The sequence below is a fragment of the Methanolobus bombayensis genome (assembly GCF_017873415.1).
Lineage (GTDB): Archaea > Halobacteriota > Methanosarcinia > Methanosarcinales > Methanosarcinaceae > Methanolobus > Methanolobus bombayensis.
This window is the reverse complement of record NZ_JAGGKD010000021.1, coordinates 1-14,300: the sequence shown is the minus strand read 5'-3', so window position 1 is coordinate 14,300 and position 14,300 is coordinate 1. Positions and strand designations below refer to the sequence as shown.

14 protein-coding genes and 1 tRNA gene are annotated in these 14,300 nt (G+C 41.9%); 7 read left to right on the top strand and 8 right to left on the bottom strand.

The features are described 5' to 3' along the window. Positions 1–43: 43 nt before the first annotated feature. The 4 genes from J2746_RS13700 to hdrC all read right to left on the bottom strand — a co-directional run bounded on the left by J2746_RS13700 (position 44) and on the right by hdrC (position 2,132). The gene (locus J2746_RS13700; RefSeq protein ID WP_209622338.1) at positions 44–493 is read right to left on the bottom strand and encodes an N-acetyltransferase; all 450 of its coding nucleotides are present in this window, start codon (positions 491–493) and stop codon (positions 44–46) included. Positions 494–532: 39 nt separating this feature from the next. Next, positions 533–607: transfer RNA gene (locus J2746_RS13695), tRNA-Arg, on the bottom strand. A gap of 113 nt (positions 608–720) precedes the next feature. Further along, the gene (gene hdrB, locus J2746_RS13690; RefSeq protein ID WP_209622276.1) at positions 721–1,617 is read right to left on the bottom strand and encodes a CoB--CoM heterodisulfide reductase subunit B; all 897 of its coding nucleotides are present in this window, start codon (positions 1,615–1,617) and stop codon (positions 721–723) included. Next, positions 1,614–2,132 carry a CoB--CoM heterodisulfide reductase subunit C gene (gene hdrC, locus J2746_RS13685; protein WP_425342656.1) on the bottom strand — a complete coding sequence of 173 codons (519 nt, stop codon included), beginning with the start codon at positions 2,130–2,132 and terminating at the stop codon, positions 1,614–1,616. Before hdrC ends, hdrB begins: the two co-directional genes overlap by 4 nt. A gap of 362 nt (positions 2,133–2,494) precedes the next feature. Between hdrC and glnA (J2746_RS13680) the strand changes: the two genes are divergently transcribed. The 5 genes from glnA (J2746_RS13680) (at position 2,495) to J2746_RS13660 (ending at position 8,367) form a co-directional block, all read left to right on the top strand. Beyond that, positions 2,495–3,835 (top strand): type I glutamate--ammonia ligase, encoded by a 1,341-nt coding sequence (gene glnA / locus J2746_RS13680; protein ID WP_209622273.1) that lies wholly within the window; start codon positions 2,495–2,497, stop codon positions 3,833–3,835. 200 nt (positions 3,836–4,035) lie between these two features. Further along, the gene (locus J2746_RS13675; protein WP_209622270.1) at positions 4,036–5,088 is read left to right on the top strand and encodes a class II glutamine amidotransferase; all 1,053 of its coding nucleotides are present in this window, start codon (positions 4,036–4,038) and stop codon (positions 5,086–5,088) included. Then, positions 5,085–6,593: a glutamate synthase-related protein gene (locus J2746_RS13670; protein ID WP_209622267.1), complete on the top strand. Its 1,509-nt coding sequence runs from the start codon at positions 5,085–5,087 to the stop codon at positions 6,591–6,593. Before J2746_RS13675 ends, J2746_RS13670 begins: the two co-directional genes overlap by 4 nt. Positions 6,594–6,595: 2 nt before the next feature. Further along, a complete protein-coding gene (locus tag J2746_RS13665; protein WP_209622264.1) occupies positions 6,596–7,339 on the top strand; it encodes a GltB/FmdC/FwdC-like GXGXG domain-containing protein in 744 nt (247 codons plus the stop codon). A gap of 5 nt (positions 7,340–7,344) precedes the next feature. Beyond that, complete coding sequence (locus J2746_RS13660; protein ID WP_209622261.1) at positions 7,345–8,367, top strand: Coenzyme F420 hydrogenase/dehydrogenase, beta subunit C-terminal domain; 1,023 nt, start codon at positions 7,345–7,347, stop codon at positions 8,365–8,367. Positions 8,368–8,585: 218 nt separating this feature from the next. Here J2746_RS13660 and J2746_RS13655 read toward each other — a convergent pair whose 3' ends face one another. The 4 genes from J2746_RS13655 to J2746_RS13640 form a co-directional block, all read right to left on the bottom strand. Continuing rightward, the gene (locus J2746_RS13655; RefSeq protein WP_209622258.1) at positions 8,586–9,089 is read right to left on the bottom strand and encodes a GNAT family N-acetyltransferase; all 504 of its coding nucleotides are present in this window, start codon (positions 9,087–9,089) and stop codon (positions 8,586–8,588) included. 12 nt (positions 9,090–9,101) lie between these two features. Next, positions 9,102–10,433: a type I glutamate--ammonia ligase gene (gene glnA, locus J2746_RS13650; RefSeq protein ID WP_209622255.1), complete on the bottom strand. Its 1,332-nt coding sequence runs from the start codon at positions 10,431–10,433 to the stop codon at positions 9,102–9,104. 162 nt (positions 10,434–10,595) lie between these two features. Beyond that, positions 10,596–11,315, bottom strand: coding sequence for an NAD(P)-binding domain-containing protein (locus J2746_RS13645; protein ID WP_209622251.1), 720 nt, complete (start codon positions 11,313–11,315; stop codon positions 10,596–10,598). A 218-nt stretch (positions 11,316–11,533) separates the two neighbouring features. Then, positions 11,534–12,328, bottom strand: coding sequence for a hypothetical protein (locus tag J2746_RS13640; RefSeq protein ID WP_209622248.1), 795 nt, complete (start codon positions 12,326–12,328; stop codon positions 11,534–11,536). A gap of 686 nt (positions 12,329–13,014) precedes the next feature. On the opposite strand from J2746_RS13640, the gene J2746_RS13635 reads away from it, so the two are divergent. Continuing rightward, positions 13,015–13,917, top strand: coding sequence for a hypothetical protein (locus J2746_RS13635; RefSeq protein ID WP_209622245.1), 903 nt, complete (start codon positions 13,015–13,017; stop codon positions 13,915–13,917). A 110-nt stretch (positions 13,918–14,027) separates the two neighbouring features. Further along, on the top strand, positions 14,028–14,246 hold the full coding sequence (locus tag J2746_RS13630; RefSeq protein ID WP_209622242.1) for a helix-turn-helix transcriptional regulator: 219 nt from the start codon (positions 14,028–14,030) through the stop codon (positions 14,244–14,246). The last annotated feature ends 54 nt before the right edge of the window (positions 14,247–14,300 follow it).

Genomic DNA, 14,300 nt, shown 5'->3' with positions numbered 1-14,300 from the left:
AATAAATTGAATTTATGGATGAAGATGGATTATTGGCAATGGTTCAGATATATTTCATCATGGCGATTTCATCGCAATTCGGGAATTTCGGACATTTTATGCACCCTGTCCATACTTTATGTGGAAGCATCTGCTTGTCTATTATTTCAAAGCCCTGTTTCTCAAAGAAAGGAACTGCGTAGGTTAGTGTGAATACATTGTTGATTCCGAGTTCTTTTGCTTCTTCCAGACAGGCTTTGACAAGTTTTGTTCCTATGCCCTTATCTCTGTATTCCTGCTTTACTGCAAATGAAAGCACTTCTGCCATGTCCTCCCAGCTAACCTGGAGTGCACAGCAACCAACAAGTTCTCCGTTTATTTCACATACATAGAAACTGCGGGTAAACTCATATAACTCACTAAGGGAGCGCTGAAGCATCATTTCCTGTTTTGCATATGTATCTATGATGCTTTTCATTGCTGGTACATCTTTAACAGTAGCCTTTCTTATTATCAATTATCGATCACCGGAAATTGTTAAAAAGAGAAGTAGCGAGCGTGAAGGGATTTGAACCCCCGGCTTGCAGCTTAGGAGGCTGCCGCCATATCCTGACTAGGCCACACGCTCATGTTGTGCTACTCACGTAATAACATTCAATATCTTAAAGTTATTGGTGAAAAACCTTTCTCGAAAGCAAATCAACTTAGTTTCACGCCTGTTTTTAAGTAAAATGGGATTTTTCAGGAATCCATTTGTGAGTCCAGCAGATCCATCAATTTCCTGTTCTTTTCAATCCCTGTGTCTATTCCAATCATCTCGGCAGGAAATCCCAGTGCGAGTCCCAGAAGTTGTGTGTAATGCAGCACAGGTATTTCAAACTCAGTTCCTGCTAATTCTTTAATCTCATCCTGCCCGCTGTCAAGCTGCATATGGCAGAACGGACATGAATTTACTATGCAGTCCACACCTGTTTCCTTTATTTTCGCCAACTTTGCCTCAGTCATTTTCAGAGACCTTTCTTTCATGGCAGAACGAACTCCTCCGCCGGCACCACAGCATGCCACTTTGTCGGGGTATTCCACACTTGTTGCTCCCAATGCTGTGACAAGCTCATCAAAGAACGTGGGCCTTTCAAATCCTCCAAGTCCTCTGTCCTTAGTTGGTTTTATCAGATGGCATCCATAGTGGACAGCAACCCTGATGTCCAGCTGCCTTTCAACATAGGAACTTATTTTTTCAGGCCCGTATTCCTGATAGAAATATTCTATGATATGCCTGACATCAATGTCACCTTTAATCTCTTTTCCCACTTTTGCAAGGTGTTCGTTGATATCTTCTTTGACAATATCATCTTCTTTTATGGTACGGTTTGCATCTTCAAGGGTGCTGAAACATCCATTGCATATTGTGAGCATGTTCCTGTCCATTTGCTCTGACAGTACTATATTACGGCTTGCCAGCGTCAGCCACGTTGTCCTGTCAAAGGACCTGAACACTCCGGGAGCCGGGCAGCAGGATGCGCCGGGAAGGTCCACGCAATCGATATCCATTTTTGCAAGGCACAATTTAGTTGCCATTTCAATCCCGGGATATCTGTTGGGAACAAGGCATCCAAGAAAGAGTGATAAACCTTTCATGCTCTGTTCTCTCCTTCATTTTGCATTATAAGTTCATCGAAACCACAAGATGTCATTAATTTCTTCACTTCTTCAAGCCCGTCCTTATATTTGTGCACAGTTTCCGGCATCTCTTCAAGGCCTATTTCTGTTCTCTTTGTTTTGTTAGTGTCATTAATTGGGACCGCATGTCCGCATTCAAGGAGCATCTTACAGACCTGCCTGTGTTCTGGGAGGATTCTTCCGCTCTGCGCAGCTACGGCTCTTATCTTTAGTAATATATCAACGATATCAATGCCTCTGGGACATCTTTCATGACAGTTATAACAGGTTGTGCACATCCATAATTCCTCATTGTCCAGAATATCACTGTTTTTACCTGCGATTTTTACGATTTTTCGTATATTCAGACTGGTGTGCCTTCCGGAGGGACAGCTACTACTGCATATTCCGCATTGCATGCATCTAAGAGCACCGACAGAAACACTATTGAGCTTGCCAGATATTTCTGCTTCCATTGCTTCTTCATCTTCCATGTATCAATCTCTCTTCTTAAAATCACTATTTTTGCAAGAATGATAAACTTTCCGCAAGTATCGTTGGTAGCTGCGGCAACCTCAGACTTAGCCTTCCTCTTTCCGGGATTTTGAACTTTTTGAGAGAAGGTTCTTTAAGATCCATGCAAATTGTATATATTGGTTTAAACTTGTGTATTTCTTATTCAGGATTGTGTTTTTCTGAATTTTGAATCATATGAGAGGTAAGTTTTTATTAATTCCTGATTTTATTTTTCTTTGAGGAGTGGATTATTAATTTCCTGCACCATACGTAAAGTATATATAGTATCTAATAGGTAATGGGATACTTACGCCCCTTAGTGAATAGAGGAGTAGTCAAAATGGTAAATGTAAATCCAGCAACAAAGGAAGAAGTTTTACAGACTGTAAAAGAGTGCGATGTTAAATTCATAAGAATCCAATTCACCGACACAATGGGTATGATCAAAAGCTGGGCAATCCCTGCAGAAGATCTTGAAGAAGCATTTGAAAATGGTGTAATGTTCGATGGTTCATCAATCGAAGGTTTCACAAGGATCGAAGAGTCCGATATGATCCTAATGCCAGACCCAACAACTTTCAGAATCCTCCCATGGAGACCTCAGGAAGGCGCAGTTGCCCGTATCATTGGTGATGTATACAGACCTAATGGACAACCATTCGAAGGTGACCCTAGATATGTCCTGAAAAGAGCTATTGAAAAGGCGGCAGAAAAGGGCTACGCAATGAACATTGGTCCAGAGTGTGAGTTCTTCCTCTTTGAGCTTGATGATAAAGGTCATCCAACCACAAACCTCACAGATCACGGTGGATATTTCGACTTTACCCCTCTTGACAAGGCACAGGATGTCAGAAGGGCAATTGACTTTGCTCTTGAGGACATGGGATTCAAGATCGAAGCATCCCATCACGAAGTAGCTCCATCACAGCACGAGATCAACTTCAGATTCGGTGATGTACTTACCACATGTGACAACATTGTAACATTCAAGTATGTCGTAAAGTCCATTGCAGCACACATGGGCTACTACGCAACATTCATGCCAAAACCAATCTTTGGCGAAAACGGTTCAGGTATGCACTCTAACCAGTCTCTCATGAAGGATGGTGAGAACGCATTCTATGATCCAAACACAACAGACCAGCTCTCAGAAACTGCAAAGCAGTACATTGCAGGTCTTCTCTCACACGTCCGTGAATTTGCAGCAATCACGAACTCAACAGTCAACTCATACAAGAGGCTTGTACCTGGATATGAGGCACCTATCTACTGCACATGGTCTGCATCAAACCGCAGTTCCCTTATCAGAATTCCTGCAACAAGAGGAAAAGGTACAAGGGTAGAACTCAGATGCCCGGACCCAGCATGTAACCCATATCTTGCATTCGCTGCAATGCTCAGTGCAGGTCTTGATGGTATTGAGAAGGGAATGGATGCAGGAGCATCAACTGATGTTAACATCTTCCAGCTCACCGAGGAAGACAGAAAGGCAAAAGGTATTGAATCCATGCCAGGTAACCTTAAGGAAGCAATTGACCTTATGGCTGCCAGTGACTTCGTCAAGGACGTAGTCGGAGAGCACGTATTCGAGAACTATATCGAAGCTAAGACTGCCCAGTGGGACGACTACAAGGCTCAGGTCCACCAGTGGGAACTTGATACCTATCTTAGCGTACTGTAAGGGTAATTTCCCTTACTTTTAATTTATATTCAATTACTTTCAACATATTTCAAGCAGCACCTTTTTCCAGGCTGCTAAAACGTGAATAGAAGTTGTTCACGCGATCCAGGGCTTTTCCTGAGTGGATTTTTGCATGGTTAAGTTCATATCAGGTAAATACTATCTCAAAGCCCTAAAAATAAATACTTATAGTGATCAACATGTGCGGAATTATAGGCGTAATCGATCGGACCATGTCCAGAATGGACGGCTCTCACATTAAAAGAGCTCTGAGTCTGATGGATGAAAGAGGAAGTGGAGAAGGCGCAGGATATGTAGCTTACGGAATATATCCTGATTATGCAGACTGCTACGCTATCCACGTATTTTTTGATAATCTGTTAGAACCTAAGACCAGGGTTGACGCAATATTGAAACAATGGGGAAGGATAGTCCATCAGGAAGAGATCCCGACATATGAACAGCCAGGTCTTAAAAAAGAACACATACCCTGGAGATATTTCTTCAAACCTTTTACTGATCTTGTGGTAGGAAGCACAAACCCGGATGATGATAATGTAACAAATCTCGTGATGGCGATTAATACAGAGGTAGAAGGTGCTCTTGTTTTCTCCTCAGGTAAGAACCTTGGAGTCTTTAAGGCTTCGGGATGGCCGGAAGATGTAGCTAATTTTTACAGAATTGAAGATTACAAGGGTTACATATGGCTTGCTCACAACCGTTATCCAACAAACACTTCCGGTTGGTGGGGAGGAGCTCACCCATTCAATCTGCTTGACTGGTCAGTTGTCCACAACGGAGAGATAACATCATATGGTACAAACCGCCGATACGTTGAAGGTCAGGGTTACCAGTGTACAATGTTAACTGATACAGAGGTAGTAGCTTATCTTTTTGACCTTCTCGGCAGAAAACATGGTCTTCCATCCGAAATGGTTGTTGAGGCACTTGCACCTCCTTTCTGGGATGAGATCGATGAGATGCCAGAGAAAAAAGAAGAATTCATGAAGGCACTCCGTCTTACATACGGCCCTGCTCTGATGAATGGTCCTTTTGCTATTGTTGTCGCAACAAAGGATGGAATTGTGGGTTTCACAGACAGGATTAAGCTGCGTCCTCTTATTGTAGGAGAGAATGGTTCCAAACTGTATATCTCAAGTGAAGAAGCAGCTATCCGTACAATGGACCCCGATGTAGATACAATATACATGCCAAGGGCAGGAGAACCTGTAATCGGGAGGGTTGTAGAATGAGTCTTGGAAGTGTTCCGCTTAAGTACAAGATCAGCATCGATCGTGACCAGTGTATGAAATGTATGCGCTGTGTTGATAACTGTTCTTATGGCGTTTACAGAATTGAGGATGACAAGATCATCATAGATTCACGCAAATGTACTGCATGTCACCGTTGTATTTCCATGTGTCCAAGGGATGCTATCAATCTAAAAGAGAGGCCTGTGGATTACCGCAGTCACCCACTCTGGACAACAGAGGCACGTGAGGATGTTATTAACCAGGCACGCACTGGAAAGATAATCCTGGCAGGAATGGGAAATGCAGTTGATTATCCTATTATATTTGACAGGCTGGTACTTGATGCATGTCAGGTCACAAACCCAAGTATCGACCCTCTCAGGGAACCAATGGAGCTGAGGACATACATCGGTAAGAAGCCTTCAAAACTTGAATTTACAAAGAACAATGGAGACATTGATCTTACTACACAGCTTACTCCAAACCTCAAGCTTGCTACTCCTCTCATGATAGGACACATGAGTTATGGTGCTATCAGTCTTAACGCACAGCTCAGCCTTGCAAAAGCAGTAGCAAAGACCGGGACTTTCATGGGAACCGGTGAGGGAGGAATGCACGAGTCAATCTATCCATACCAGGACCATACAATTGTCCAGATCGCATCAGGACGTTTTGGTGTCGATATCGACTATCTGGAGCGCGGTGCAGCTATTGAGATCAAGGTGGGTCAGGGTGCCAAGCCGGGTATCGGCGGACACCTTCCTGGAGAAAAGGTCTGTGCAGACGTATCATGTACACGTATGATCCCTCTGGGTTCAGACGCAATAAGTCCTGCTCCTCATCATGATATTTACAGTATCGAAGACCTTGCTCAGCTTGTGCGCAGTCTTAAGGAAGCCACAAACTGGGAAAAGCCGGTCTTCGTAAAGATCGCTGCAGTACACAACGTAGCCGCAATTGCAGCAGGTATCGCAAGATCATCTGCAGATGCTGTTGTAATTGATGGTTTCAAGGGTGGTACAGGTGCAGCGCCAAAGGTATTCAGGGATAATGTAGGAATCCCTATTGAAGCTGCTATTGCTGCAGTAGACCAGAAACTCAACGACCAGGGTATCAGGAACGAGGTTTCCATCATAGCCAGTGGTGGTATACGCAACAGCGGTGACCTTGCAAAGTCCATTGCACTTGGTGCGGATGCAGTTTATATCGGAACTGCTTCACTTATCGCACTGGGATGCCGTGTCTGTGGTAACTGCTACCGTGGGCTCTGTCCATGGGGTATTGCAACCCAGAAGTCTGAACTGGTTGAACGCATTGACCCGGAGGTTGGAGCACAGAATGTTGCAAACCTTATCCACGCATGGACACTTGAACTGAGTGAACTTATGGGTGCAGCAGGTCTTAACAGTATTGAGAGTCTGCGCGGTAACCGTGAGCGTCTCAGAGGATACATGCTTGACCAGGGATTACTTGATGTCATGCAAATAGATTCAGTGGGGGCCTGAGGATGGCAGAACCTTTGGTTATTGATACAAAGGGTATGCACTATACCCCTCTTAACAGGCAGATACGTGAAGCAGTTGCTTCCGGTGTCAAGGAGATTGTCCTCAATAATGTTCTTGGACAGCGTTTCATAGGTAACGGTCTCAGAGGTGACGCAAAGATCACCGTTAATGGTGTTCCTGGTGGTGACCTTGGAATGTTCATGAGTGGTCCTGAATGTGAAGTATTCGGTGACGCTGAACATGCACCGGGTAACACAATGGATAACGGAGTACTCATTATTCACGGAAGTGCCGGAGATGCAGTGGCACACAGCATGCGTGGTGGTAAGGTTTTCGTAGAAGGAAACATCGGCTACCGTGGCGGCATACATATGAAACAGTACGAGTGTAAACGTCCTATACTTGTGGTGGGCGGCACAACTCATGCTTTCCTTGGCGAATACATGGCAGGTGGTCTTATCCTTGTACTTGGTATTGGCCATGAACCAGCAGTTCAGGATAGAGGAATTGGCAGCGGAATCCACGGTGGGGAAATTGTTATCCGCGGCGATGTCGACGTAAAATTACTCGGTGTTGGTGCGAAAAAGGTTGATTTTACTGAAGAAGACCTGGAAAATGTAACTCCTGTGATTGAAGAATTCTGTGAAAGGTTCGATATTGACCCTAAACCTTTCCTGAACACTAACTATTCAAAAATAGTTCCTTCAAGCGCCAGACCATTTGCAGGTAAATACACATGGGAGTGATTATAATGGCAGGCAAAAATTATCTTGATCTTAAAGCAGATATCTGGGACACGGATAAATGTGCAGCATGCGGTGCATGTGTGGCTGTGTGCCCGGCAGATGCAATTTACTTTGAAATAGGAGAGGACTCCACTCATCCGCTTAACAGTGGTTACTGTAAAGAGGTAAATGACGGAGTCCCATGCGGTGCATGCTATGAAGTATGCCCGAGGAATGAAAAATCACCGTCTGAGGTTCTTGGTGAATACCTTACCATCACCACAGCAAAGGCTGAGATGGATGTACCAAGGAAGCAGAGCGGTGGTGCAGTGACAGCAATACTTACCAATGCTCTTGAAGAAGGTATGATCGATGCGGTTGTCACTGTTGTTGAAGATCAGTGGACCCTTAAGCCTTCGTCTGCTGTGATAACTTCCACAGATGTATTGGTTCACCAGGCAGGAAGTCGTTACAACTGGTGGGTTCCGCTTGTAGCCTCCCTTAAGGAAGCTGTCATGACACGCAAGTTCACCAACATCGCAGTTGTAGGTGTACCATGCGTGACACAGGCCATGAGGCAGATGAGAAAAAGCGACCTTGACCTCCTGCGTCCGTTCAGGAAGAATATCCGTTTTGTAATGGGTCTTTTCTGCACAGAGACCTTCGATTATGAGAAGCTCGTACAGGACAAGCTCATCACAGAACGCAAGATCAACCCTCTGGATATCATACACTTTGATGTCAAGGGTAAACTTGAGATTACTTTAAAAGATGGAAGCATGACAGTGATCTCCCTGAAGGATGTAGACGATTGTGTACGTCCTGGATGTCATATCTGTACTGATTTCACAGCTATTGATGCTGATGTGTCAGCAGGTTCAGTTGGTAGTTCCAAGGGTTACACTACTCTGATAATACGCAACCCTGTTGGTAAGCAGTTTGTGGACAGTGCAGTAAACAATGGCAAGCTGTCACTTAACGATGATGTAAATCTGGAATTGATTGAAAAGCTCTCTAAAAAGAAGCTTGAACGAATGCCAGAGGAGTAAATAAAAACGAAATATCATGTTTATGGACACGGTGCCTATCCACTTCCTCTATTCTTCCTAACCATGCAATAGGCACTCGTGTCCTGTCTTTTTTCAATCAAAGCGGTCTGACTTTCGGATATTCATCTTTCAAGTTTTCCGCAATGATAAGGATTCTAGGAAGAGCCTTCTTATCGAGACTCTGATGATATATTACTGTTTTGCATCATAACTACATCCTAAATCTTCTTTTTATAATTGATAGTATGAACCCCATTTCCTCTGTGATTCAAAATTATGGAATAGGCATTGTATCCGATTTTTTCATAAAAATCCATGGCAGCAGGATTAGTGGACCATGTGCAAACGTAGATTCTTTCAAATCCCTGTTTTTCCATTAAAAACTCAAGTTCTCTGGTCAATGCTTTACTAACACCATACTTTCTATAATCAGGATGAGTTGCAAGGAAATTAACATAGGTGCTACTTTCATCCTTCCAGTTTTTCGTGCATCCTATCATCCCTATTATTCCATCCAGCGGGTCAGAAATATCTACTTCATTTAGTCTTGCAATTAGATAATTAGCTTCAGAAGTGTCCAGGCACTTCTCAATTCTTTCTGGAATTCCTCCTCCCCTTTCACTCAGGGGAGGATAAAATTCGTGATCGACAAGTTCAATGAATCTTTGAACTGGCAGATGGTCTTTCTTTTTTGTTTCCACTATGGAAAAAATAGTTTTCATATGGACTTCATTTCATATTGTATTCAGATAACGCTGAATTTCCCAGTCGTGTACCTGGGTTCTGTATGCATCCCATTCTGCCCTTGCAAGACGCAGGATATTATCATGGACATGTTCACCAAGTGTGCTTTTAAGAAGCTCATCTTTTTCCAGATAGTTTGCACTCTCTTTAATGGTTGCCGGGAGTGTTTCAATACCTCTTTCTTTACGTTCCTCTTTTGTCAGGTCAAAGACATTGTAATCCATCATGGTTCCTGGGTCCATCTTATTCTTTATGCCGTCCAGACCTGAAGCAAGAATAGCTGCAAAAGTCAGGTACGGATTGCATGAAGGATCAGGACTTCGAAGCTCAACCCTTGTGCTCTTTCCTCTTGCAGAAGGTATGCGTATAAGGGAACTACGGTTCGCCCCGGACCAGGTTATATATACAGGTGCTTCATAACCCGGAATAAGTCGCTTATAGGAGTTTACCAGAGGATTTGAGATGCAGGATATTGCTTTTATATGTTTCAGTACTCCTGCTATGAAATATCTTGTCGTATCACTTATCTCCATTTCAGAATCAGGGTCATAGAATGCATTCTCGTTTCCCCGGGAAAGCGAGAGGTTAACATGCATACCTGATCCGTTCTCTGAAGATATTGGTTTTGGCATGAAAGTTGCATGCAGTCCATGTATTTTTGCGATGGTCCTTGTGACATACTTGAATGTCATGACATTGTCTGCAGTTGCCAATGCTCCTCCGTACTTGAAATCGATTTCGTGTTGTCCGAAAGCAACCTCATGATGAGATGCCTCGATGTCGAAATTAAGGTCTGTGAGTGTCAGTACTATGTCCCTTCTTATGTCTTCTGCAAGGTCAGTGGGTGCGAACTCGAAATACCTGCCGTAATCATGGGGTTTTGTTGTTGCCCTTCCATCAACTTTTTCAAAAAGGAAAAATTCCAGTTCCGGACCAACATTGAGAGAGAATCCCATATCTTCTGCTTCTTTCATCACTTTTTTGAGAACATACCGGGGATCAGAATCGAATTGTTTTCCATCCGGCATGTAAATGTCACATATGATCCTTGCAACCACACCTTTGTGGTTATTACTCCATGGAAGGATAGCAAATGTTCTTATATCAGGTTTCAACACCATATCAGATTCATCGATCCTTACAAAACCTTCAATGGATGATCCATCAAAGGATATACCTGTACCCAAAGCTTTTTCTATCTGGGTCACAGGTATTTCAACATCTTTTACACTGCCTTCTATGTCCGTGAACTGCAAACGTATGAATTTTACGTTATGCGTTTCAATAGCTTTGATAACATCTTCCTTATTGCAAATTATCATTTGATCGCCTGTTATTCTTCCTCTATTATTCTGCAAAAATGATGCAAAATTATTTTTGGATATCTAAGTTCATGCAATTATAGGTTACCATAAGATTCAGGGTAAATATCAAAACCTATGGTAAAGGGAGTTTCCACATGTAAAAAAAAGATTATGTGGTGTTCAGATGAATTTAAGGCTTACGTCTTTCATTTCATTCCTTGCGGCAACGTTAATCAGGAGTGGTGTAAGGGATTCTACCATCCCTGCAGTCTCCAGAGGTCCGATATCAAGTGGCCTCATGCTGGAAATATCCTTTACAAGACCAAACACTATCTCTTTTGCATGCATTGAATTGCCGCAAACACCGATATCATAATCAAGTTCCATGTCAAGGTTTGCCAGTTTCTTTGCAGGTACTGTGTGGAAAGCTGCAACAAGTTCGGTACTTTCAGGTATCATTGTGAATAATTCCTGGGCGGCACTTCCAAGTTCAGGCATTGAAAAACAGAAATATTCGGTGTTGAAGTCTTTACTTTCTATCGGGGTTCTTGGATAATCACTGCCCGGACTTATATAGCACATGTTCCTTTCCATTGGAACAACAACGCTGATGACTATCTTGTTCTCAATTACCGGACGTATCAGATCCATTACAGGAGCAAGCTGATTATACCTGATGGCAATAACGACTATTTCTGCTTTTTCGGCGGCTGTTTTGTTATCGGTACCTGATATGCTTGGTTTGTAGCCATATTTTTCAAGTATCAGATTATATTCAGATGCAACCGCTTCGGCCTTTTCCTGTTCTCTGGAACCAATTATTATCTCATGTTTCTGGCCCCATCGCAGTGCAAAGCCTTTGCCTATGTTACCTGTGCCTCCAAGTATTGCAATTTTCATGACATTTCTCCTGCTATAATAGGGTATTACCATTATCTATTGTATGTTAATATTTTTGGTAATTTTCAATAAGGAATGATTGATTGTGTTAATCAGTGTCATGATATATATAGTAACTCCCATTTATTATTGTCATCAGAAGTATTTATGAGATAGGAAAAAATCCTATCTCATAGAGGTTGGTGGTTTTCATAATTTCAAAGAGTATTTTCTATTCTTTATTCTACTTGGCTCACACCTTCCTCTAATTCAGGAGCAGGGCCCATTGGTCCGCATTCTCTTCCGTGTCTGAGTTGTTGAGGTTTGTTTTCACTGTATTCTTCCAGAATCTCTTTGAGACCGTCTAGTGTTGTTGCACTTTCTATGTTCTCAAGAAGCTCCTCAAGTTCAGTTATTTGCTCTTCTATTTCTGCTTCTTCATCTTCATTGTCAGTATCTGCAAGCTTTTCATTGAGCATTTCAATCCTTTTGGTGATATGTTCAGTTTCTCTTTCTACAAGATACTGCATTTCATCTTCATCTGATTCGAACTCCATTACTTCCATTTCCGGTCTTTCACCCTTTCCCGGATTTTCCTTCATCATAGATTCCCTGCCTGCTTCCAGAATTTCTTTAAGTTCATCAAGTGTTGTTGCACTTTCCATATCTTTAAGAAGCTCTTCTAGTTCTGAGATCTGCTCTTCTATTGAGTCTTTTGTAATGTCTTCGTCCTCTATCTCATCGATGTTTTCGATCATTCCTTGGAGCATCGCGATCTTTCTGTTTATAGATTCAGTTATTCTCTCAACAAGGAATTCCATCTCTTCGTCTTCGGTGTCAAAGACTGGAGCTTCCATGGTTTCACCGTAAATCACCGGCCCACCACGTGGACCATGTCCCATCTTATGATCGCCGAATTCTCCAGTGTCGTCTGATGCTCCTGTTTCATCAGCAAAGGCTCCCGGTGACACAGCACCTATTACCATTGCTGCCAATGAAATAAAGGCCAGTACTTTCAGGATTTTGTGTTTCATTACTTATTATCTCCTTTTTATTCTCTGCTCTGTCAGATTATTGCCTCGATTATTGATGTGCTTCTGACATTCTCGAGATGATCAGGCTTAAATATAAGGATACTTAACAAAAAGAGGCTCAAATATATCTTTAAATTGAAAAATAAAACTTCTATAAAGGTTTATTATTTGAAAAAACCTTTGAAAAACTTAAAATATTCCTCTAGCTTCTAAAATTCATTCCAGGATGCCAAATTCTTGTGATTTATACTTACTCTGTTCTAATTTCGTTGCTGTGTAGGAATCAGTCTTTAAATGGCGTGTTTTACATTATGGTCTTATTATTATATTTCCTGACAAATATCAGTTGATGAATTTTTCATGTTTTAGATATGTTTATGATAAAATGCAATTTTCGGATATGTTCCATGTATGTTTTTTGGGTTAATATGGTTTTATAATTGTTAAAAATGAATTTGATACTTCAATCTAGTTTTAATCTGATTTTTAATAAGCAAAAAAGCTTCATAAAGCTTAAAATGTCCGACAGTTCCTAATTTTAGGTGAAAGTATTTCTTTCTCCTTAAGTATGTTTATATTTAAATCTCCCAATTTTGAGTAATAATAAAAAAACGTCAAGGTGCATATACAATGTTAATATGTTATACTGAATACCACAACGGAGAAATGTCATGTGAGGTGAGATCTTGAAAAAGTTCCCTCTTGTTATACTGGCAATTCTTGTATTAATGGTACTAATATCAGGCTTGTCGGATTGCGGCAGACATCCAGGCAGTGGAATTCACGGCGAACCGTACCTCGGCCAGCCGGAATATATGAATAAGGAACTTTATAAAGAGATGCCCTCAGCTGTTTCTGAAGAACATATGAAACCGGATGCAGAAAAACAATTCCTGGAAGATAATATCCAGAAATCAGATGACATTATTCTTCGTCTTGAAGAATCTCTGGAACGCCTGGCAAATGAAGGAAATGATGTAAGATATCTTGAAAAAATGGTTGCAGACTATTCTTCACTTGTTTCTGAAGCAGCTTACTATCTTGAAAAAGCAGACAGTTCTGATTCTGTTGTTGAAGAACAGAAGTATGTTGCATTGTCCAAAGAGAAGATGGTCCTGTCGGATATTTTATTAAAGAAGATATTCGTGAACATGCATAACTATATGCCAGGGCCTGTTAAAATAACGAAAACTGATATTCTTGATGCAAACGGAAGTGGAGTTATTATTCTCTCCGGTGATCTGGAAGTCAATCTCAGCATGTCTTCAGGCAAATTCTCAGTAGTTGACTTTGAAGGTGACATGTCTATTGATACAGGCGGATTGACCAGTCCGAAAATAGCAAAAGAATCCGTCATAGCTACTTCAGCTACCGAAGACCCTCATCCCATGCTCTCATATGTGGATGTACAGGGCAATTTAAGTATGTCCGGGTCAGGAATGACAATTGCTGTGATGGGAGAAAACACAACTCTTCATGTTACGGGTTTTGGAGAGGTACAGCTCTATGGTGATGGGAATTATTACCTAAACAGCTCCAGTGCGGTGAAGGAAGGAGTCTGGTTGTCGCCTATATTTGATACTGTATGAACACTGAATAAGAACCATTCATGGATGGTAGTGTAACATGAGGATTACATCCTTTATTCATAGACAAAGAACGGTCTTTTTCTGTGGAATCTTATTCCCGGATATCTGTTTTGAATTCTGAGCAACTGGAAATACTGGATATTATACGTTCAGCAGGTGGTGCAATACCACAAAAGGAATTGCGCAAGCATCTGGACTATTCTGAAGGTAAGGCAAGTGCCATGGTCGTGGAACTTGAAAGATTGAATGTTATAGGAAAAGTAAAGAATGGGCGTGAAAATATGCTCTTTTTAACTCAAAAGCGAGAAGTCCCCTTCCTCGGAACGTAGCGACAGGTAGGGGATGAAAGCGTCATAAACCAATCAAAAAACAGTATCAAACAC

Bases quoted from the DNA above. Each gene is read 5' to 3' on its own strand.
- J2746_RS13655 (WP_209622258.1), bottom strand. From the start codon at position 9,089: ATGAAAACTATTTTTTCCATAGTGGAAACAAAAAAGAAAGACCATCTG.
- J2746_RS13660 (WP_209622261.1), top strand. From the start codon at position 7,345: ATGGCAGGCAAAAATTATCTTGATCTTAAAGCAGATATCTGGGACACG.
- hdrC (WP_425342656.1), bottom strand. From the start codon at position 2,132: ATGGAAGATGAAGAAGCAATGGAAGCAGAAATATCTGGCAAGCTCAAT.
- glnA (WP_209622255.1), bottom strand. From the start codon at position 10,433: ATGATAATTTGCAATAAGGAAGATGTTATCAAAGCTATTGAAACGCAT.
- glnA (WP_209622273.1), top strand. From the start codon at position 2,495: ATGGTAAATGTAAATCCAGCAACAAAGGAAGAAGTTTTACAGACTGTA.
- J2746_RS13670 (WP_209622267.1), top strand. From the start codon at position 5,085: ATGAGTCTTGGAAGTGTTCCGCTTAAGTACAAGATCAGCATCGATCGT.
- J2746_RS13675 (WP_209622270.1), top strand. From the start codon at position 4,036: ATGTGCGGAATTATAGGCGTAATCGATCGGACCATGTCCAGAATGGAC.
- J2746_RS13645 (WP_209622251.1), bottom strand. From the start codon at position 11,315: ATGAAAATTGCAATACTTGGAGGCACAGGTAACATAGGCAAAGGCTTT.
- J2746_RS13640 (WP_209622248.1), bottom strand. From the start codon at position 12,328: ATGAAACACAAAATCCTGAAAGTACTGGCCTTTATTTCATTGGCAGCA.
- J2746_RS13665 (WP_209622264.1), top strand. From the start codon at position 6,596: ATGGCAGAACCTTTGGTTATTGATACAAAGGGTATGCACTATACCCCT.
- hdrB (WP_209622276.1), bottom strand. From the start codon at position 1,617: ATGAAAGGTTTATCACTCTTTCTTGGATGCCTTGTTCCCAACAGATAT.